24 protein-coding genes and 1 tRNA gene are annotated in these 19,311 nt (G+C 61.9%); 12 read left to right on the top strand and 13 right to left on the bottom strand.

The window, feature by feature from the left end:
* Window positions 1–14: 14 nt before the first annotated feature.
* Entirely contained in the window at window positions 15–1,046 is a 1,032-nt protein-coding gene (locus HAV21_RS01365; protein ID WP_208095754.1) for a nitronate monooxygenase, read from the top strand.
* On the opposite strand, the gene HAV21_RS01360 is transcribed toward HAV21_RS01365, so the two are convergent.
* Window positions 1,021–1,995, bottom strand: coding sequence for a LysR family transcriptional regulator (locus tag HAV21_RS01360; RefSeq protein WP_166840017.1), 975 nt, complete (start codon window positions 1,993–1,995; stop codon window positions 1,021–1,023). The two genes, HAV21_RS01365 and HAV21_RS01360, sit on opposite strands and share 26 nt — an antisense overlap.
* Before the next feature lie 97 nt (window positions 1,996–2,092).
* Between HAV21_RS01360 and HAV21_RS01355 the strand changes: the two genes are divergently transcribed.
* Genes HAV21_RS01355 through HAV21_RS01345 form a run of 3 tightly spaced genes read left to right on the top strand, consistent with a single transcriptional unit; the run spans window position 2,093 to window position 4,556 of the window.
* The gene (locus HAV21_RS01355) at window positions 2,093–3,322 is read left to right on the top strand and encodes an MFS transporter (protein ID WP_166840015.1); all 1,230 of its coding nucleotides are present in this window, start codon (window positions 2,093–2,095) and stop codon (window positions 3,320–3,322) included.
* A gap of 31 nt (window positions 3,323–3,353) precedes the next feature.
* The gene (locus tag HAV21_RS01350) at window positions 3,354–3,995 is read left to right on the top strand and encodes a TMEM175 family protein (protein ID WP_166840013.1); all 642 of its coding nucleotides are present in this window, start codon (window positions 3,354–3,356) and stop codon (window positions 3,993–3,995) included.
* A gap of 54 nt (window positions 3,996–4,049) precedes the next feature.
* Window positions 4,050–4,556, top strand: a complete 507-nt coding sequence (locus tag HAV21_RS01345) for an Lrp/AsnC family transcriptional regulator (RefSeq protein WP_166840010.1) — start codon at window positions 4,050–4,052, stop codon at window positions 4,554–4,556.
* A 3-nt stretch (window positions 4,557–4,559) separates the two neighbouring features.
* Here HAV21_RS01345 and HAV21_RS01340 read toward each other — a convergent pair whose 3' ends face one another.
* Window positions 4,560–5,831, bottom strand: coding sequence for an MFS transporter (locus HAV21_RS01340; protein WP_166840008.1), 1,272 nt, complete (start codon window positions 5,829–5,831; stop codon window positions 4,560–4,562).
* Window positions 5,832–6,004: 173 nt separating this feature from the next.
* Between HAV21_RS01340 and HAV21_RS01335 the strand changes: the two genes are divergently transcribed.
* The 4 genes from HAV21_RS01335 to zapE all read left to right on the top strand — a co-directional run bounded on the left by HAV21_RS01335 (window position 6,005) and on the right by zapE (window position 8,867).
* Entirely contained in the window at window positions 6,005–6,520 is a 516-nt protein-coding gene (locus tag HAV21_RS01335; protein ID WP_243753078.1) for an Lrp/AsnC family transcriptional regulator, read from the top strand.
* A gap of 18 nt (window positions 6,521–6,538) precedes the next feature.
* Window positions 6,539–6,964, top strand: coding sequence for a DUF1761 domain-containing protein (locus HAV21_RS01330; RefSeq protein ID WP_166840006.1), 426 nt, complete (start codon window positions 6,539–6,541; stop codon window positions 6,962–6,964).
* A 10-nt stretch (window positions 6,965–6,974) separates the two neighbouring features.
* Entirely contained in the window at window positions 6,975–7,970 is a 996-nt protein-coding gene (corA, locus tag HAV21_RS01325) for a magnesium/cobalt transporter CorA (RefSeq protein ID WP_142938440.1), read from the top strand.
* A gap of 201 nt (window positions 7,971–8,171) precedes the next feature.
* Window positions 8,172–8,867, top strand: coding sequence for an AFG1/ZapE family ATPase (zapE, locus tag HAV21_RS01320; protein WP_243753077.1), 696 nt, complete (start codon window positions 8,172–8,174; stop codon window positions 8,865–8,867).
* A 42-nt stretch (window positions 8,868–8,909) separates the two neighbouring features.
* On the opposite strand, the gene HAV21_RS01315 is transcribed toward zapE, so the two are convergent.
* The 7 genes from HAV21_RS01315 to arr all read right to left on the bottom strand — a co-directional run bounded on the left by HAV21_RS01315 (window position 8,910) and on the right by arr (window position 13,614).
* Window positions 8,910–9,440, bottom strand: coding sequence for a ferritin (locus HAV21_RS01315; RefSeq protein WP_142938439.1), 531 nt, complete (start codon window positions 9,438–9,440; stop codon window positions 8,910–8,912).
* A gap of 54 nt (window positions 9,441–9,494) precedes the next feature.
* Window positions 9,495–9,866, bottom strand: a complete 372-nt coding sequence (crcB, locus tag HAV21_RS01310; RefSeq protein ID WP_166840004.1) for a fluoride efflux transporter CrcB — start codon at window positions 9,864–9,866, stop codon at window positions 9,495–9,497.
* Complete coding sequence (locus HAV21_RS01305) at window positions 9,863–10,306, bottom strand: CrcB family protein (protein WP_166840002.1); 444 nt, start codon at window positions 10,304–10,306, stop codon at window positions 9,863–9,865. Before HAV21_RS01305 ends, crcB begins: the two co-directional genes overlap by 4 nt.
* The gene (locus tag HAV21_RS01300; RefSeq protein ID WP_142938436.1) at window positions 10,293–10,814 is read right to left on the bottom strand and encodes a universal stress protein; all 522 of its coding nucleotides are present in this window, start codon (window positions 10,812–10,814) and stop codon (window positions 10,293–10,295) included. The genes HAV21_RS01305 and HAV21_RS01300 overlap by 14 nt, the downstream gene beginning before the upstream one ends.
* 28 nt (window positions 10,815–10,842) lie before the next feature.
* A complete protein-coding gene (locus HAV21_RS01295; protein WP_250821118.1) occupies window positions 10,843–12,546 on the bottom strand; it encodes an AarF/UbiB family protein in 1,704 nt (567 codons plus the stop codon).
* A 5-nt stretch (window positions 12,547–12,551) separates the two neighbouring features.
* Complete coding sequence (locus tag HAV21_RS01290) at window positions 12,552–13,088, bottom strand: PadR family transcriptional regulator (RefSeq protein ID WP_142938434.1); 537 nt, start codon at window positions 13,086–13,088, stop codon at window positions 12,552–12,554.
* Between the two features lie 115 nt (window positions 13,089–13,203).
* Window positions 13,204–13,614: an NAD(+)--rifampin ADP-ribosyltransferase gene (gene arr / locus HAV21_RS01285; RefSeq protein ID WP_142938650.1), complete on the bottom strand. Its 411-nt coding sequence runs from the start codon at window positions 13,612–13,614 to the stop codon at window positions 13,204–13,206.
* 221 nt (window positions 13,615–13,835) lie between these two features.
* Here arr and HAV21_RS01280 point away from each other — a divergent pair, with 221 nt between their 5' ends.
* The 3 genes from HAV21_RS01280 (at window position 13,836) to HAV21_RS01270 (ending at window position 15,720) form a co-directional block, all read left to right on the top strand.
* Entirely contained in the window at window positions 13,836–14,444 is a 609-nt protein-coding gene (locus tag HAV21_RS01280; protein ID WP_142936802.1) for a TasA family protein, read from the top strand.
* Window positions 14,445–14,615: 171 nt separating this feature from the next.
* Entirely contained in the window at window positions 14,616–15,326 is a 711-nt protein-coding gene (locus HAV21_RS01275; RefSeq protein WP_166840001.1) for a signal peptidase I, read from the top strand.
* Window positions 15,310–15,720, top strand: a complete 411-nt coding sequence (locus HAV21_RS01270; RefSeq protein WP_165450178.1) for an Hpt domain-containing protein — start codon at window positions 15,310–15,312, stop codon at window positions 15,718–15,720. The genes HAV21_RS01275 and HAV21_RS01270 overlap by 17 nt, the downstream gene beginning before the upstream one ends.
* Window positions 15,721–15,743: 23 nt before the next feature.
* Here HAV21_RS01270 and HAV21_RS01265 read toward each other — a convergent pair.
* From HAV21_RS01265 to galU, 4 genes are all read right to left on the bottom strand, one after another.
* A tRNA-Ala gene (locus HAV21_RS01265) sits at window positions 15,744–15,816 on the bottom strand.
* Between the two features lie 115 nt (window positions 15,817–15,931).
* A complete protein-coding gene (locus HAV21_RS01260; protein WP_166840873.1) occupies window positions 15,932–16,822 on the bottom strand; it encodes a hypothetical protein in 891 nt (296 codons plus the stop codon).
* 145 nt (window positions 16,823–16,967) lie between these two features.
* Window positions 16,968–17,579: a GNAT family protein gene (locus tag HAV21_RS01255; RefSeq protein ID WP_166840871.1), complete on the bottom strand. Its 612-nt coding sequence runs from the start codon at window positions 17,577–17,579 to the stop codon at window positions 16,968–16,970.
* Window positions 17,580–17,586: 7 nt separating this feature from the next.
* Window positions 17,587–18,492 (bottom strand): UTP--glucose-1-phosphate uridylyltransferase GalU, encoded by a 906-nt coding sequence (gene galU, locus HAV21_RS01250; protein WP_142938432.1) that lies wholly within the window; start codon window positions 18,490–18,492, stop codon window positions 17,587–17,589.
* Window positions 18,493–18,621: 129 nt separating this feature from the next.
* Between galU and HAV21_RS01245 the strand changes: the two genes are divergently transcribed.
* Window positions 18,622–19,236: a 5-formyltetrahydrofolate cyclo-ligase gene (locus HAV21_RS01245; RefSeq protein WP_142938431.1), complete on the top strand. Its 615-nt coding sequence runs from the start codon at window positions 18,622–18,624 to the stop codon at window positions 19,234–19,236.
* Window positions 19,237–19,311 lie beyond the last annotated feature (75 nt).

Below are 19,311 nucleotides of genomic sequence, written 5' to 3'. Positions count from 1 at the left end.
AGGAGAAACCGCACATGTCCGAATCGTTGTTTGGAACACCGTTTATTGCAGCTCCCATGGCTGGGGGAACGTCCACACCGGCGTTGGTGAAGGCAGTTCATGAGGGTGGTGGGCTGGGTTTCATCGCAGCCGGATACAAGAGCCCCGAAGCCATGACGGCCGAAATCGCTGCCACGCGGGCCCTCAACGTTCCGTTTGGCATGAATGTGTTCGTACCGGATGCAAGTCAGCTCCCTCCAACTCCTCAAGCCCAGGCAAGCCTGGAGGCGTACCGTGCCGCATTGGAAACCGAGGCAGCCCGCTACGGTGTATCGATTCCGCCCCTTCGGCTCAATGACGACGACTCATGGCAGGACAAGATCGACGCCCTGCTGGCCGACCCGGTGGAGTTTGTAAGCTTCGCGTTTGGCCTCCCGGGAAAGCCGGTGGTCCGGGCCCTGCAAAAAGCCGGCAGCCGGGTCATCTCCAGTGTCACCAGTGTGGAGGAAGCTCTAGCTGCGGCAGAGGAAGGCCCTGATGCCATCGCCGTGCAACATAGCTCCGCGGGGGGACACGCGGCAGCCTTTCTGCCTGGCGGCCGGGAACCATTAGCCCGTACGACGGCGGAACTGGTCGCCCAGGTGCGTGCCGCCGTCGGGCTTCCGCTCATTGCGGCAGGCGCCATCATGGACAGTTCCGCGCTGCGTGAAGTGCTGGCAGCGGGTGCGGAGGCCGCGCAGGTGGGTACCGCTTTGGTGCGCACCGAGGAGAGCGGTGCACGGAAGCCGCATAAGGACGCGCTGGGCGATCCGGCATTTACGGAGACGGCAATGACGCGGGCTTTCACGGGACGATGGGCCCGTTCCCTGGTTAACGACTTCGTCCGGGACCACCGGGACGCGCCGGAAGGCTATCCCGCGATCCACCATCTCACCAGCCCTGTCCGGAGTGCAGCATCTGCTGCCGGAGATCCTCATCGCCTCAACCTATGGGCCGGGACCGGCTGGCAGCAGGCCAGAGGAGGATCCGCGACGGACGTGTTCAGGGAGTTCCTGAACGGGCTCTGACGAGTTCGGCGAGCAACTCCCCGCCCTCATTGACCACGAGTTCGCGGAACAGCTTGACGGCGTCCGGCTCAAAGCTTCGCTCCCGCCAGGCAAGACCAATCTGCCGGAAGGCCAGGTCCGATTCGATGGCTACTTCCACGAGCCCGAGTTCGGCCTTCGGAAGGAACTGCCCTGTCCCGGCCCCGGGGCCTGCCGGGGGCAGGATGCTGAACCCCAGCCCGGCGGAGACCAGGCCACGGGCCGAGGTGGACTCCTGGACTTCAAAGGCAATCCGCGGACGAAAGCCGGCTTCCCGCAGCAGCGCCTCCCCAAGCGCCCGCAGGCCCACTCCCTCGGGCAGGGTGATGTAGGGATCGTGCCGGAGCTCGGAGAGGTGCACGCTGCTCCGCTCCGCCAAGGGATGCCTGTAGTGAAGGACGGCCCGCAACGGTTCGCGGTACAGCGGCATGGCACGAACGCCCCGCCCCTCCGGTGCAATAGGCGCCGTGAGGGCGAAATCCATGTCCCCGCTGGCCAGCTGCGTCAGGCAGTCGTCGCGGGGACCCTGCCAGAGTTCGAAGACCGTATGCGGGTACCGGCTGCGGAAGGCACTGATGAGAAGGGGCAGCGTCGCTTCGCCAAAGGTGTGCTGGAAGGAGACCCCTATGCGCCCGCGCACCACGTCCGATTCGTGCCGTACCTTGTCCAGCCCCGACTGAAAATCCTGGAGTGCTGCCTCAATGTAGGGCAGCAAGGTCCTGGCTGCTGACGTAAGCCGGATCCCCCTGCCGTCCCGGATGAGCAGATCCACGCCGACTATGGCGCTGGCCCGTGCCACAGCCCGGCTGACCGTTGACTGGGGCACGCCGAGGATCTCCGCCGTTTCAGTCATGTGTTCCGTACGTCCCAGTTCAGCCAGGACGGGCAACAGGGGCAGAAGCTGGACGAGTTGTTGATGATTCGGCTCCACAGCATTCCTTTGCCATTCACGATTGATGCGTCAATGCATTGATCCTAGTAGACCTATGCATTGGAACGGGGAGTGTGCTCCCTCCTAATCTGGCCCAGTGAGCAAAACAACCTCGGTGACCAGCACCGTAGCCTGGGACGGGCATGCGAAGGGATCCCGCGGTTACAGCCGCGTATTGGCCGCGTTGGCCCTCGCCGGCGTTGCGACCTTCGCCCAGTTGTATTCCACCCAGGCCGTGCTTCCCCTCATGGCGGCTGAGCTGCAGATCACGGCCGCCGAAGCCGCCTTGAGCATTTCCCTCGCCACCGTAGGCCTGGCCGCCACCGTGCTTCCGTGGTCATTCCTGGCCGACAGGATTGGGCGGGTCCGCGCCATGACCTTGGGAATCGCCACCGCCACGCTTTTGGGTCTGCTGGTGCCGCTGGCCCCCACAGTGCCTGTGTTGCTGGGACTGCGCACCTTGGAAGGCATGGCCTTGGGCGGCATCCCCGCAATCGCCATCGCGTATCTCAACGAGGAAGTCACCAAGATCCACACGGCGCTGGCAGCCGGCACCTACGTTGCCGGAACTACACTCGGAGGACTGGCCGGGCGCCTGGTGGCCGGGCCCGTTGGAGAACTATGGGGATGGCGCGCCGCAGCCCTGGCGGTATCCCTGTTGGCCACGGTCTCAGCTGTCCTGTTCCTGGTGCTTGTTCCGAAGCAACGCAGGTTCAGCCCCGCCCCTGCTTTGGGATTTCGCGGAGCTCTCCGGACCCTGGGTGGGCACTCAAGCAATCCCAAGCTGCTGTCCCTCTACTTGCAGGCGTTCCTGCTCATGGGTGGCTTCGTGGCCGTCTATAACTACCTTGGCTTCCGTTTGCACGCAGAACCCTTTGGGCTTCCTGCCACCGTTGTGAGCCTCATTTTCCTGGCGTACTTGTCCGGGACGGTCAGTTCGCGCTGGGCAGCGGGCCTGACCACCAGGTTTGGACGGCGGAACGTCCTGGTGGCAGGTATCGCCATTATGTCGGCAGGTTTGGCCATGACGTTGGTGGATAACCTGGCAGCCACCTTGGTGGGGCTGGTGATCTTCACCGGCGGTTTCTTCGCCGCCCATAGCGTGGGTTCAGGGTGGACCGGGGCCATCGCCACAACAGGCAGGGCGCAAGCAGCGTCCTTATACAACCTGTCCTATTACCTGGGTTCCAGCGTCATTGGCTGGGCGGGCGGTCTTGCCTTTCAGGCGTTTGGCTGGCCGGCTCTGGCATTGAGCGTGATCGCACTGTCATGCACGACGGCGGCAGTCACCTTGATAGTTCACCGCCCACCGCGCCACTCCCGCTGATTCAAGGCGGTCTGCCCCTACAATCGGAGGCATGACACAGGTCACGAAAAGCCGGGAGCTGTCGTCGCCGGAACGTTTGCAGGCCTTTACGGATGCCGTGGTGGCGATTGCTTTGACGTTGTTGATCTTGCCGCTCATGGAAAGCGTGGGAGAACTTGCTGACCACGACGGTACGACCGCTGAGTGGTTGGCTGCGGAACAGTATGCTTTGCTCGGCTTTGCCCTTAGTTTCATCCTCATCGCCGTTTTTTGGGTTCACCACCACAAGATCTTCCACAGCGTCAAGCGTGTGGACGCGGGCTTGCTGTGGTTGACGGTTGGATGGATGTTCACCATTGTGGTGATGCCCGTAGCGACGTCACTATCCACCCAGATGGAGTCTGATTGGGCACAGCCACTGGTCTATATAGGAACCTTATTCGCCACCAGCCTGATGCTTCTTATGGCCCGCATCTACCTCCGGTCCCACCCTGACCTCCACCAGATGTCTGACGACGACGCTGTTATGGGCATTCGAGCCAGTTTCATCGTTTCCGGGCTCTTCCTGGCGGCCCTGGTCCTGTCCGTCGTTATCCCCGGCGCGGGAAATTGGCCCCTGCTGTTGATGCTCCTGAGCGAGCCGCTCCAACGCTTGGACCGGCGACGTGGCGCCCGCTCGTCCCTGAAACGATAGTCACCTGAAGAATTGACGGCCTAAGATGAATGAAAGGCAATTTCAGGAGGATCCGTGAGCAACCCCACGAAGAATGTTCGGTCAAGCCCGAGCAGCGCAGAGCCGCTGGACGCGATCGACGAACGGATTCTCGCAGCGTTGGTAGACGACGCCCGCATCTCCAATAAGCAATTGGCTGAACTTGTGGGGATCGCCCCGTCCACGGCCCTGATGCGCACCAGGGCGCTCTCCGAACGCGGAATCATTGAAGGCTTCGAAGCAGTCTTGAGCCTGCCGGCCATCGGCCGCTCTGTTCAGGCCCTCATCGCTGTACGCCTGCGCGCCCATGACCGTGACCAGATTGACCGCTTCACGGCGAGGGTCCCCAAGCTCCCGGCGGTCATTTCCACGTTCCACACCACCGGCTCAGTGGACTATCTCCTCCACATAGCCGTCGCCAACACAGATGACCTCCGCAACTGGCTCCTGGACAACCTCGCCACTGATCCCGTGGTCGGCCACACCGAAACCACCATGGTCTTCCAGCACATTCCCGGCAATCGCGGACCGCTACCCGAATAAACCTCAGGAACCCGAAGAACCTCGAAGAGACAGGGCGCTACGGCGAGACACTGAACTCCGCAGGGACACTGCCGCGAGGATCATGGCCGCCACGCCGCACAGAGCAGTGAAAACTACGACGGCGGTCTGCAGGCCGAGTGCGGTGACTGCCAGTCCCAGCCCAATCACCGGAACAGCACTGCCCAGGTAGGTGATGACGTAGACGGTGCTGATCACCTGGGCGTGACGCGCTGCTTCGACCTTTCCGGCCACCTCGTTGAAAACCTGCCGGAAGGCAATCCCTTGGCCTACCCCGGCAGTTATGCTGGCAGCCACCAGCAGCCAAGGGCTGGACCACGCCGCCGCGGCTCCCACCAGAACCACCGAGACCCCCAGCACGCCAAGGGACACAGGAACAACCAAGCTTCCACGGGCACCCAGCAGCTGGCTCAGGGCCGAGGCACCCAAAGTGACACCGGCAAGCAGCCCGATCAGGGGCCTTGAATCGGCGTGGACCACGCTGGCGAAGTATCCGGGTGCCAACGAAAGGCAGAACCCGAATACCGCGAAGCTGAGGAACCCCGTTGCCGCAGCCATCCAGAACGCTCCGCGGGCATCCCGGGAGATGGACGGCTTCCGGGGAGCCAGGACCTTGAGGGGTTTGGGGCCTTCCGCCGGAGCGATCGCAGGCCTGGCCTTCAGGAGCCACAGGGGAATGAGGGCAGCAATCAACACCGCCGAATGGACGTAGTACGGGGTGCGGGTGGGGTCCGGCAAGAGCGACAAGAGGCCACCGATGGCGGGGCCTGCCGCTACACCTCCGGCTGAGGACAGCAGTGTAAAACGGGAGGCCCAGTCAGGTCGCTGGGGAAGCAGTTCGCGCAGCGCCGCGGAGCTGGCTCCCGTAGCAAGTCCCACGGCCACGCCCTGCAGCGCCCTGCCAAGGCACAACCAGACCAGCGAGTCCGCATTGGCGAAGATGATCCCGCCTGCCAAACCGACAAGGACAGCCAGGACCAGCGCCGCCCTCCGCCCTATGTGGTCTGACCAGTGGCCGGCCACCATGAGGACGGCTACCAGGGCAAGGACGTAGCTCGAAAAAGCGACAGTGACGCCCAGCGATGACATTCCGAGCCTGGCTTGGAGCAAGGGATACAAGGGCGTAGCGAGGTTGGCGCCAACCAGCAGCGTAAAGATCACAACCCCGGCCAGGACCAGCCTGGCGGTGGTGGAGGCGTCCCATCCCCAGCGTGCGGCTGTGGCCGGGCGCATGCGGAGTTCGCTCAAGACAGTCATTTCATTGCCTTCGGGCTCGGTAGCCGGGCTGTTGATCTCCTTGTGGGAAGCGCAGTCCGGCTAAGTATTGATGGCAACAGAATGCAATGGCACTGACCTCGAAGAGCTATGGAGATGCAAGAATTGAGCAAAATACTCAAAGTACTGCGAGCCAAATGAGCTGGAGTGAACATTTGAACACCCTTGACCCCATGGACCTGAAGATCCTCTTGGAACTCATCAAGGATCCACGCATCCAGATCGCCGAGTTGAGCGAGGAACTGGGCATAGCGCGTAACACTGCTCAAAGCCGGGTCAAGCGCCTTCTCCGGTCCGGGGTGCTTCATGCAGCCGGACGGGAAGTAGACCTCGAAAAGGTGGGGTACGACGTCGTCGCCTTTGTGACCATTGAAGTCACCCACCGGGAACTCGACGGCGTTATTGGCGCCTTGCGCCTGATCCCCCAAGTGTTGGAGGTCCACGAAATTTCCGGTCGCGGCGACCTGTGGTGCCGGGTGGTGGCAACGGACACCCACAACCTGCAGTCTGCATTGCGCTCGGTGCTTCGCACTAAGGGAGTCATCAGAACCGAAACGGTGCTTGCTCTGCACACCCACATCCCGTACCGCACGGAGCCATTGATCGGCAGGATGGCGGCAACGCCAACACGGCCCCGGCAAGAGGGCCGGAGCGCCGGCTCGGAGGGCTAACGGACTAGGCTTTTAGGCATGGATTGGCTCTCACACATTTCCCAGATCAACTGGCTCGCCGTACTACTGGCTTTCGTTTCATCCATGGTGATCGGCTTTGTCTGGTACATGCCGGCCGTTCTGGGCCGCAGGTGGATGCAGGCAATCGGCAAGACCGAAGACGACCTCAAGAACATCGAAGGCGGAGCGGGCATCTGGGTTCCCATGATGGTGGCAGCGGCCGTGACCAGCATTCTCCTGGCCGTCCTCATCAGCGCCCTGGATCTCAATACTTTCGTTGCCGGCGGTTTCTTCGCCCTCATCCTTGCCTTGGTATTCCGTGCCGGGGGCCATGTCATTCACAACGGGTTCGCTGGCCGCCCCACCGCAGTAACCGTCATTGATTCCGGCCACGACCTCCTGGCAATGACCATTGCGGGCGCCATCATCGGTGCCATGCAGTAGCGTTCAACCAGTGACCATTATCGACAACGCCGTATATGTAGACGGCGTGCGCACTGCCACCCCTCATAACCTTGAACAGACGTTTGAGACGCTCTCCGAACATGGGGGCATGGCTTGGATTGGGCTGTACCGTCCTACCAAGGATGAGATGGCCGCCGTCGCTCACGAGTTCGGGCTTCACCACCTCGCCGTGGAAGACGCCGTCTCGGCGCACCAACGGCCCAAGCTGGAGCGCTACGACCACAACCTGTTCACCGTCCTACGGCCGGCCCGGTACCTGGACGAAACCGAGACGGTGGAATTCGGCGAGCTCCATGTCTTCACCGGACCAAACTTTGTGGTGACCATCCGCCATGCCGAAACCGGTGGCGTGGCTCGAGTGCGCAAACGGCTTGAGGAGCGCCCCGATCTCCTTCGCCATGGCCCCGAGGCTGTGCTGTACGCCCTCCTGGACCAAGTGGTGGATGATTACGCTCCCGTGGTCGCAGGCCTGGAAAACGACATCGACGAGATCGAAGACCAGCTCTTCAGCGGCGACAGCGCTGTTTCACGTCGTATCTATGAGCTGGCCCGTGAAGTGATCCAGTTCCAGCGTGCCATCCACCCCCTGCCGGACATGATGGTGCTCCTGGAAAAGGGCTTCGAAAAGTACGGCGTTGACATCGAGCTCCAGCGCTCCCTCCGTGATGTGGAGGACCACGTCCAACGGGTGATCTCAAGGGCCAACTCGTTCAGGGACCTCCTCCAGAATGCGCTCACCCTTGATGGGACGCTAACGGCCAACCGCCAAAACGAGGCAAGCGCCGCCCAAAACGAGCAGGTCAAGAAGATCTCATCCTGGGCGGCCATCTTGTTTGCGCCGTCCTTCGTAGCCGGCGTCTACGGAATGAACTTCGACCATATGCCCGAACTCCACTGGGACTTCGGTTATCCCCTGGCGGTAGGGCTGATGTTTGGCGCAGCCCTCCTCATGTACGCCATCTTCAAACGCAAAGGTTGGCTGTGACGCCTTCCTTGGGACGTCCTCAAAGTCAACGCGACATTGCCAGGACTTTACTCGAGGGCATGGCACACGACGCCGGGCAGTCCGGTTTTGCCTTTGAACCCAGCCAGCGGCAAGCAGCTGAGCGGTTGGCGACCTTTGGCGCCCAGGTGACAGGCCGCCGTCGGGCGCTTCCCCGAAAGCCGCCACGAAGCTTCCCGACTCTTGCGGACCGCCGCGCAGCGTCGCGTCTCCCTTGTGGTGACATCAAACTACGCCCCGGACGATTTGCTGCCCAATCCCCTATGGCATGACCATTTCCTGCCCACCATTGAAGCCATCAAGGACATGATGGACGTGGTGGAGATCAACGGCAGCACGGACTTTCGGCGCTATCCAGCCACTGGAACCCGCCCTGCCAGGGAGACCGGGGCATTTCGATCCGGACGCATCATCTCCCCCGGTACGCGCGGACAATTGGGCCGCCTCGGACTTTTCCGGCCGCCGCAAGCCCGGGGACGTGTTGTGCAGCCGACAACCCAGCCGATAGTGGTCAAGAACTCCGACCCGGACCTTCTGTGGGTTGGTTTTGCGGAACTGTGCGGTGGCTTGACCTCGACGTCGGACTTTCTGGTCCTGGCCGCAACATTCAGGACGTGGGTCATCGACGACGTCCCTTCGCCAGCGGTAGGTGACGCTGCGTCCGCGCCGGCCTGGCAGCGCTTCAGCAACGTGGTGGATGTGCTCTACGACCAGGACATCACCCTTTTCCTGATCGGCACCGGCCCCCTCGACTGGGACATCGAGGCAAGCGGGAACGCTCTACCCGTGGACCTCGCGCGCATCGCCAGCCGGTTATCCCTGCTGAGCCGATCCCATCCCGACCAGGCCTTGGAACGCGAAGAGGCCGCCGGGAGCTAAGGTTCCAACGGCCTCCTGAAGTTAATACCCCGAGGCTGGCAGCTAAATGACGCCGCCGGCCGCGGATGGAGCGCTGGCGTCGTGACCGCCGTCGCCAACGGTTTCGCGGGCTACATAATTCTCGATGTCGAAGAGGTTCTCGGCGCGCTCGGTGATGTTCAGCAGCGTGGTCATCGAGGCAACTTCCTCAACCTGCTCCTTCAGGAACCACAGCATGAACTGCTCACCCAAGGCATCGCCCTCTGAACGGGCAACACGGAACATCTCCTCGATGTTGCGGGTGACTTCCTTTTCCTGCTCCAAGGCGAGCGCAATGGGCTCCTTGGCGTTGGCGAAGTTATTGCGAACCGGGGCGATGCCCGGAATCTCCACGTGGACGTTGCGGTCCAGCATGTACTGGACCATCATCATGGCGTGGTTGCGCTCTTCCAAGGACTGGCGATAAAAGTGGCGGGCCAACTGTGGCAAGTCTTCGCCATCAAAATACACAGCCACGGCGATGTATTGCTGGGAGGCCGCAAACTCATTGGCAACCTGGGCGGACAACAGCTCATTGAAAGTCTTCTTAGCCATGGCTCGATCCTACAGCCGGGGCATGACACTTTTATTGGTGAGGTTGGCCACTACTCAAGGCAGCAGAAGGCTGATCCCAACACCGGCCGCAGCAGAGATAACGCTCGCCACCATGGATCCCAATCCATTGATGAGCGCCAAACCCACCCTTCCACTCTGTACCAGTCTGATGGTCTCCAGACTCGCCGTGCTGAAGGTCGTGTACCCGCCCAGGAAGCCCGTCCCCAGTATTAGCAACAGGGACTCCGGCGCCTGGCCCCGCATTACCAGTCCGGCAAGGAACCCGAGAGCAAACGAGCCCGTGACATTTATCAGGATGGTTCCCCAGGGAAGTGCAGTCCTGAGGCGCTGGCGGATCAATCCGTCCACCATAAACCTGACCGCTGCACCGACTCCGCCAGCAAGGGCGAGAAGTATCACCGTCACGGCACACGCCCGGTAACGCGACGGTGATGCCAGGCACCCAACCAGATGCCGGCAGTAGTGGCAGCGGCCCCGCCGAACAAGCTCGCTGCGAGGTACCCGGCAGCCTCCGGGGCCGCATCCGCTCTGAATAAGTGGATGGCATCCAAAGCCAGTGTGCTGTACGTCGTAAACGCGCCCAGGAACCCCGTACCCAAGGCGAGGCGCAGAACCCGGCGGCTGCCGACGTCGGGCCCCCTGCGCGAGAGTCCTTCCAGCAGGGCCCCCAGGGCCAAGGCACCTGAGAGGTTGATGACCAAGGTAGGCAGCGGCCAGGCATCCGGCGCTGGGATCACCAGTCCAAGGCTGTACCGGGCGAGCGTTCCGAACACGCCGCCTGCCGCCACGATGCCGATGAAACCCCAGTGAAGGTGAACTGGCTTGCTTGCCTCAGTCCTCGTCATCGTCGTCCGGGACCCGGGGGTTCACGGGCACCACAAGGACCGGCACGTCCTGCCGATGAAACAGATGCCGGGCCACGGAACCAGCCGTCAGTTCCTTGATCGCGGCCGTCAGCTTATGCTCACGGGTGCCCACCACAATCATGGAGGCGCCGATGCTCCTGGCCTCGCGGGCCAAGGCGTGCGCTGGTTCCCCTGCAAGCGGGACAATGGACCACTCAACGTCTTGATCAGCCAAGAGTTGGGCAATGGTGGTCGCTAGTGATTCCGGGATCCCTTGGGCTCCATCAACGGTATCGGGGTCGATGGGCGCTGCCGGCCCTCCGGTGGTCCCATCGACTGGATACACCGTGACGTCGGCATACGCGCAAACAAGTGGCAGGCCCGCACGGGCGGCAAACCGTGCTGCCTGCTCCAGGACTGCGGGCTGCTGCCCGGGCATCACGCCTACCAGGATGGGTCCGGACATCTTGCCGGAGGCCTCGGGATGGGGTGTAGGGGTCTCAGTCACAGCGCAATTCTACGACGACGGAGATTGCTCACAGATTGCCGCGGCCGGGCCACAGACCATAGAGCAGCGGAACCGCCGACGCGATCATCACCACGTTGCCAAGTACGAGGTCGTCAGCTCTCATCACCGATCCAGCCACCAGGAGGGCTGCAAAGATCACGGCAGCTACTGCTCGCCGCGCCAGGATAATAAGCCGGGACATTTGTCGTTCCAGACGGCGGTTGGATACTTGGAGTGTTCCGTCTTCGAACCGGGTAACCAGCCCATCCAGCCGTTTCGGCAATCGCAAGGCGACCGCCGCGGCCTCGAATGCCTGCCCTGCGACGTCAGTTACCAGATTGCCGCGCTCATCCCGCAGCAGTTGCGCAGCGTATGGTTCCACCGAGTCCCACAAGTTGAACCGGGCATCCAGCGAACTACATACACCCGACGTCAGTGACATGGCGCGGATGATGAGCAGGAAATTCTCCGGCAGCTGAAACGGAAGCGACCTGATGACGCTGCCGAACTCCGTCCCAAAATCTCGAAATTCCCGTGGGTCCACTTCTCGAAGTTCGGCAAAGCCCATGCCGCCAAAGCGTGCGAAGAGCTGCGTCATGGCCCGCTCCAGCTCGGCCGTGTCAGCCGAAGGCATGAGAACGCCAACATCGCTGATGGCAGCCACGAGCCCCCTTCCATCCCGCGAAGCAGCCGCAATCAGGAGCTTGCGCAATCCGCTTCTGGTCTTCGCAGGAACCTCCCCCATCATGCCGAAGTCGATGAACGTCAGCTTCCATGGATGTTCCACTGACCCGGAATCGGGTGTGACAAAGATGTTGCCGGGGTGTGGATCGGCGTGAAAGAAGCCCTTGGTGAACAATTGGTCAAACATCACTGACGCGAAAACGGGGGCAACCTCCGCCGGGTCAATCCCCGCCATACGAAGCGACTCTGCGTCCGTGATCTTGATGGCTGTGACGTCTTCCAGGGTGAGCACCCGGCGTGTAGTCCGTTCCCAAACCACCCCCGGCACGGTCACCCTGCCATCGGCGGCGAAATCAGCTGCAAAGCGCTCTGAATTTGCGGCCTCATTAAGGTAATCGATCTCCTCAAGGCTGGTCTGCGCAAACTCCTTGATCAGAGCAGGAACATCGGCGCGGTTTGAGACGAGGCGGATGCGGCTAAGCCAGCCTCCCACCCGTCGCAGAGCGGCAAGATCGACGTCCACGATCTTGTCGATGCCCGGCCTTTGTACCTTGAAAACCACGCTGCTTAGGCCAGTATCCTCGGCATTGCCCGCGAGCAGCTTCGCCCGGTGCGCCTGCCCCAAGGATGCCGCGGCTATGGGCGACTCCTCTATCGAAGCGAACACTGATTCCAAGGGCGCCCCCAGCTCCGCCTCGGCAAGGGCCCTGATGGCGGGGAAGGGAACCGGCGGCACTTCGTCCTGAAGGCCCTCCAGTTCAGCCGTAATCTCAGGCGGTAGAACATCCAGCCGGGAGGACATGAACTGGCCTACCTTGATCATTAGCCCACCAAGCTCCACGGCGAGGCCATGGAATCGCCGGGCAAAGCGTTGCATCCTCCGCGAACGGCTGCGTTCAGTCAGTTTTCGCAGGCCCACACGAGGAAGGAACAGCTCAAACCACCAGGTCACCAGCAAATGCCATGCAGCAAACCTGAGGATTCGACGATAGCGGGCACGGGCTTCCCCGGCCATGGGATCTGTCCGGTCGCGTCGAAGCGACGTCACTCCCTTCAGTCCCGGGCGAGGATCGAATACAGCCGACGACGAGCCTCTTCCAGCACCGTCACGGCCTCTTGCACCTGTTTGGGGGTTCCTGTCCGCCCTACTTGCGCAGCAGCCTGGGCAAGCTCTACCCCCGCTTTGGGCAATGCCGCGAAACCTGAGGTGCTGCCTGTGGATTCCCAAGGCGCTGCCGTTTCGGCGCTTGCGACATCTTCGCGGCCCGCCTCAGTGAGGGAGTATATTTTGCGGCCATTGGATTCCTCAGTGCTGACGAAACCCTCATCTGCCAGCAGTTGCAAGGTGGGGTACACCGAGCCGGCGCTTGGCTTCCAGCTTCCGCCACTGCGCTCTTCGATTTCACGGATGATCTGATAACCGTGCATGGGTCGTTCAGCGAGGAGGGCCAGAATGGCTGTCCTCAACTCACCCCGTCCAGCACGGGTTCCGGAGCGCTTTTCAAACCGCGACCTGAACTCCTCCACGGCCTGCCACATGCCGTCAAGGTTGTTACCCATAAATCCGCTTGCAGGGAATGAATTGTGCATCAAGCTCACCTCGGTTGGTCGTGAACGATACTGAACGATACTTAACGATATACATGCTGGATGCGCGAAACAATGGCTGCCTGGCAGGCTAACGCACCCTTCGTGTTCGTCATCCTTAGTTGATGATTTCGCCGCGTTCGTCCGCAACGATCGCCGCCAGTCGTACCCGCCACTCCTGCAGCGCCTCAGGAGTTAGGCGAGTCCACCCGTCAACTTCACCGATAACTTTGAGGGGGGCGCTGCTGCGATAAGACCGGGTGGGGTTGCCAGGAAATTTCTTGTCCGTCACATTCGGGTCGTCCTCGAAAGCTCCGGTTGGCTCAACGGCATAGACGCGCGGTTCGCCATCGCCGGCAGCGAGCTCGGCAGCCAGCCCCGCGCCATCCCGAAGAGCTGTGAAGTAGATGTGATTCATCACGACTTCAGGACGATAGTTGGATCTGAAGCCGGGACTCAGGAGATCGCCCGTCGTGAGGTCGGCCTTCGTCCCGTGATAAAAGGGACCCTCGTCAAGCGGTTGATTCATCAGCGGTTGACTCACACCTACAGCCTACTTCCAGGGGCAAAAGGATCGGAGTTCCAGTCTGGACCCGTGCGGGAGTCTTGAGGTTTTCCTGAGGAAGTGTTGCGGGTATGCAGGATTTGTTCTTGATCCGGGCCCGGCACAGTAGTTCTTGTCAGCCACACAGGCTGGAAACGAACGGCCGGCCGGTCTCACGGTGGCCTCCCGAAAGGAAACTGATTCCCATGGCCATCAGCCTCAAGACCACCTCCGGCAAGATCCTCGCTTCCGTCGCACTGGTCGGCACCGCAGCCGCCGTCGCCGGCATGGGCACCTACGGCGCGTTCACCTCTTCGACCTCCGCCTCCCAAGCCGTCACCGCAGGAACGGTCACCATCGCCCTGGGCGCACCCGGCCCCGCGAACACCCTCAACGTCCCGGTCGCTGGACTGCTGCCCGGCGACAAGGTCGAAAAACTCGTCACCCTGGCCAACACCGGCAACTCGGACCTGAACAACGTCACCCTCACCACCAACGCCGGCACCACCGCATCCCTGCTCACCACGGACGTGACCAACGGCCTGCAGCTGACCATCGAAAACTGCTCCGTGGCCTGGACCGGCGCCGCAGCCCCCTACAACTGCACCGGGACCAAGACCACCGTCCTGGCCTCCGGACCGGTCATCGCAGCGAACAAGGTCCTGAACAACCTCACCTCGCTGACCTCGGCCAAGACCGACAACCTCAAAGTCACCACCGCGTTCCCCACCACCGCGAACAACGACTTCCAAGGCGCCACCTCCACCATCGCCTTCGCCTTCACCGGCACCCAACGCACCGAAACCACCAAGTAGAGCCAGAGGGAGCCAAAGGCTCCCACCCAAGGCCCCGGGGGCCGGCCCGTTTGCCCTTCAGGCCGGTCCCCGGTCCATATCCTGAGCAAGTCTTGAGGGCATTGCACACCAACCCTTGAGCCTGTCCAGAGACACTAAAAGCACAACGAACACCTGAAGGGAACGCCAGGCATGAGCGCACTGAGCACCATCTCCACCCCCGCCGTCCACGGCCGGCGTTCAGCCGCAAAGTCCGTAACCGCCGCCGAGACCGCCGCTGTGAAGCAGCCCGCAGCGGCCCCTACAACTGCTGCCAGCGCCGCTGGCACTTCGGGCCGGTTCCGTCGGATTGCCGGCAATGTGGTCAAGGGCATCGGCGTGGGCATGCTGATCCTAGGCGCGTTGGTGTTCCTGTTCCTGGCGATCGGGCCACGGATCCTGGGCTACCAAACCTCCACCATGCTCACCGGTTCCATGGCCCCGCTGATCAACCCGGGCGACGTCGTGGTCACCGTCCCCACCCCCACCACCGACGTCAAAGTAGGCGACATCATCACCTACCACATCCCCGTCGAAGACCAGCGCGTGGAAACCCACCGCATCACCGAGATCACCACCACCGCCGACGGCGGCATCGCAGTCCAGACCAAAGGCGACGCCAACAACGGCATCGACCCCTGGATCGCCACCCTCCAAGGCAAAACCGTGGACAAGCACGTAGCCACCATCCCCTACGTTGGCAACGCCATCCGGGCCCTACGTGAACCCATCGTCATGAACACCCTCATGTACGGCGCACCCGCCATCCTCGTCATCGGAATGCTGGCCTCCATCTGGACCAAAAACCCGGACAACACAGCCCCGCAAGCCACAGTAGGAGCCGGGGATGAAAGCGCCGCGTAGCGCTGCCGCCGGCGACTGGGACTTGAGCCGAATCCAGTCACTCGCCGACGAGCTTGGAAACCCGAGGCCGGCATTGCGGTTCTTGGCAAAGTACCTTTCAATGCTCCCCCAACGGGTGGAAAGGATCGTTCATGCTGTGGATGAGGGCGACGCATCAGAGACCACAACGGCACTCCTCAGCCTGAAGATCAGTTCAGCCATGGTGGGCGCCTTGGAAACAGAGCACCAGTGCCGGGCGATGGAATCAATGATCCGTGAAAATCATTTCGACGACGCCGCCCAAGCACTTCCGGCGCTGAGGCAAACAACGGACCGCTGCCTTGCATCACGGTCCAACCTCATTCGCGCAGCGCATGTTTCGCTCAGCCGGCATGGTGGATACTTCCGCACTTGAACAATTGAGTGCAATAAGATCTGTGGAGCTAAGGAGATTCGAACTCCTGACCTCTTCGATGCGAACGAAGCGCTCTACCAACTGAGCTATAGCCCCTGGACCGAGAGCCTCAACTGCCCGGCCAGTGTCCCTAGGCTACAAACTTTCCCTGCGCTTTTCCAACCACCACACGAACGTCTCCTGGCCTTGCACCTGTGGTCGATTCCAGGACTTAGGCGCGGCGACGCTGCAGGACATCGTCCAAGTTGCTCAGGGCGCTGTGGTTCTTAGCAGTGGCCACTACAGCAACTGCTGCCTCGGCCTGCTCAACGTTCTGCTTCAGCACGGGCTTGCCAACGGGCTTCGGTGCCTCGGGCAGGTCCAAGGGCTCTGGAGCTGGTCGCTGTGCTTTAGCAGCGGCCACGTACGTTGGCTTGGGGACCTCAACCGGCTGCCAGCTGGCCCCTTTGGAGTCGTTGGCAACTTGAGCGGATTTATCGCCTGCGGCAACTGCCACAGCAAGCGCTGCCTCGCGCAATTCCTTGGCTGACAATCGTGCAGCTTCACGGCTAGAGGCTTCGGCGTCGAAAACTGTGGTTTCCTTAGCTGCGACAAGCGGCTCTTTGGGCAAGTACCGCGCAGGCGTGGGGATGGGTGAGGCCTGAGCCGCACGGCGAGCCCGCCGTTCACGAAGGTCCCGCAAGGCGAGCTTACGCAAGGTCACGACAGCCAGCACAGCTCCAATGAGGGAAACCAGCGGCAACCACACAGAACCGATGCCGAGAATTCTGAGAACTCCTGACACCGCGGCCGTAACTAACAGGGCCAGGCCTGCCAAGGCGAGCGTGAGCCGGGCGTAACGGATAGTGAACGGCGTAGGGGGCGCCTTCCGGAGCGAGGACTCCGCCGCTGGGGAGTCCTGGGGCGACGCCGGTGCTTTGCTGTGCATGGTCTCCATCGGTTTCTCCTGCTGAGGTGCCAAAGTCAGTACCACCCCTGCCTGCGTTTCGTCTGGTTCGTCATCAAGAGCCTCTGCTGGAACAGTGGACGTTTGGACTTGTTGGCGCCTGTTCCGCAAAACATAGGGCGCCACCCAGACCATCCACAGCGCGACAGTGACCACGAGTATCACTGAGCTGCTGAGAGGGAAGTCCACATTCAAAACCGTAGAAGCAAATCGCCGGGTGCGGCGGCATTGCGGCCGGTGTGTCGTGGGCGAGTCCGCAAATGACTGGAGATATGAGCGAAAAGGCCGATGACCTGCCCGTTTATCCTCTCAGCCACCTGCGCAGGAGTCCTTCCGGCACCTCCTCGGCCGTCAACGCAAAAGAGCGGTGATCAGCCCATTCGCCGTTGATGTGCAGGTAGCGTTCCCGGTAACCTTCATCGCGGAATCCGAGCTTCTCCACAACCCTCAAACTCGGAGAGTTCCCTGGACGGATGTTGATTTCCATGCGGTGCAAGCCCAGCACCCGGAAGCAGTGGTCGGTTGCCATGGCAACCGCCGTTGGAGCGATGCCGCGCCCGGCCCGGTCTTTATCAACCCAGTATCCAAGGGTGGCCATCATGGCCGATCCCCACACGATGGATGAGACCGTCAACTGGCCGACGATTTGCGGCTCGCGAAAACCGGCCGTTCTCTCAACTATGAGAAACGGCAAAGCGGTTGACTGACGGGCCTGCTCATTCAAGGACCCCACCATTTGACGGTAGCTGGGCAGGCGCCCACCCGGAGCCGGGTTGGACGCCTCCCACGGCGCCAGCCACTCGCTGTTCCGCGAACGGACTTCGGACCATTCCCGCTTGTCGCGGTATCGGATGGGCCGGAGCAGCAGGTCTCCGCTTTCCAGCGTTACCGGCCAGATCGCAGAGCCATACATCATTTGTCTATTTGGGAAGTGTGGCGGTGAAGTTGGGCAGCCACTCGCGAAGCTCAGGACCGAGGTCTTCGCGTTCGCAGGCAAGCTCGATGCAGGCCTTGAGGTAGCTGAGCTTGTCGCCGGTGTCGTAACGACGGCCACGGAACACAACGCCGTAGACGCCGTAACCTTCACCTTCGCCGGCAGCAAGCACCTCAAGGGCATCGGTCAACTGGATTTCTCCGCCGCGACCGGGAGCCGTCTTCTCCAAGACGTCGAACACGGCCGGGTGCAGCACGTAACGTCCAATCACGGCAAGGTTGGAGGGCGCCTCTTCCGGAGAAGGCTTTTCGACGAGTTGCTTGATGCGCACGTAGCCATCTTCACCGTTGTCCTCAACATCGGCGCAACCATAGGCGCTGATCTTGGAAGGCTCTACCTCGATGAGTGCAACAACGGAACCACCGGTCTTCTGCTGAACAGCAATCATTTCGCTCAGCAGGTCTTCACGGGCATCGATCAGGTCATCGCCGAGCAGAACGGCGAAGGGCTCGTAGCCAACGTGCTGCTTTGCACGAAGGACAGCATGACCGAGGCCGTTAGGGTCGCCCTGGCGGACGTAGTGGATATCACCGAGGTTGGTGGCGGACTGAATGGCTTCAAGCTTGGCGGTGTCGCCCTTTTCAGCAAGCGTGGCCTCAAGAGCCGGCACACGGTCAAAGTGGTCTTCGAGTGCCCGCTTGCTGCGCCCTGTAATCATCAGGACGTCATGCAGGCCCACCTTGACCGCTTCTTCGACGACATACTGGATGGCAGGCTTGTCCACCACGGGCAGCATTTCCTTTGGCATCGCCTTGGTGGCGGGCAGGAAGCGGGTGCCAAGGCCTGCTGCGGGAATGACGGCCTTGCGGACAGCGTTGTTTTCTAGAGTCACCGGACTAATGTAACGGACGGAACACACCAACGGCTAAACCCCTCGCCGCGTCGTTAGCACATTTGGTTTTCCGCAGTGGATAACCTCTGCAGCTCAACCGGCGCGCGACAACCACCCGAACGGACAGAGATGGCATCGAAGGAAGACATTCGCAGCAGTCGGCGGCTGCACAGGCGGGCCCTCAGTCCTGAACACCTGGCTCGCGCTGGAGAGTCCCTTGCACAGCATGGCACGGCCTGGGCGGCCAAGGTCTCCCCCGGCGCTTCCTCGACCTTTGCCGTGTACCTGGGCGTCGCTTTCGAGCCGCCCACCATCCCTTTGATCACAGCCCTGCACAAGGCCGGGCACCGGGTGCTACTGCCCGTCTGCGAGCCGGGGCGGCTTTTGAGCTGGGTGTATTGGACACCTGACACTGCATTTGTCCGGTCCACCTTTGCGCCGATAGACGAGCCGGAGGGTGAGCGGCTGGAGAGCTCGGTAGTTGCCGGTACCGCGGGGATCTTCATGCCCGCGACGGCGGTGGACCGGGACGGCAACCGGATCGGCCAGGGAGGCGGCTATTACGACAGGCTCCTCCAGGGCCTGGATGCTTCCGGCGGCAGGCCGCCCACCATCGCCGTAGTGTTCGACGACGATTTGTTACCTTCGGGGTCCATTCCCGCCGAGGCCTTTGATCGCCCCGTGCGTCAAGTGCTGACACCGTCCGGAGTGGTTGAACTCGGCGACGACGCCGAGCAGCGCTGATGGTGGCCGGCTTATCAAGTGAGGCCGGAACTACCGCGGGTACGCCCTGCGGCGACCGATGATAGAATTAGCACT

Source organism: Paenarthrobacter sp. MSM-2-10-13 (assembly GCF_011605365.1).
GTDB lineage: Bacteria > Actinomycetota > Actinomycetes > Actinomycetales > Micrococcaceae > Arthrobacter.
This window is presented reverse-complemented; position numbering and strand designations above follow the sequence as displayed.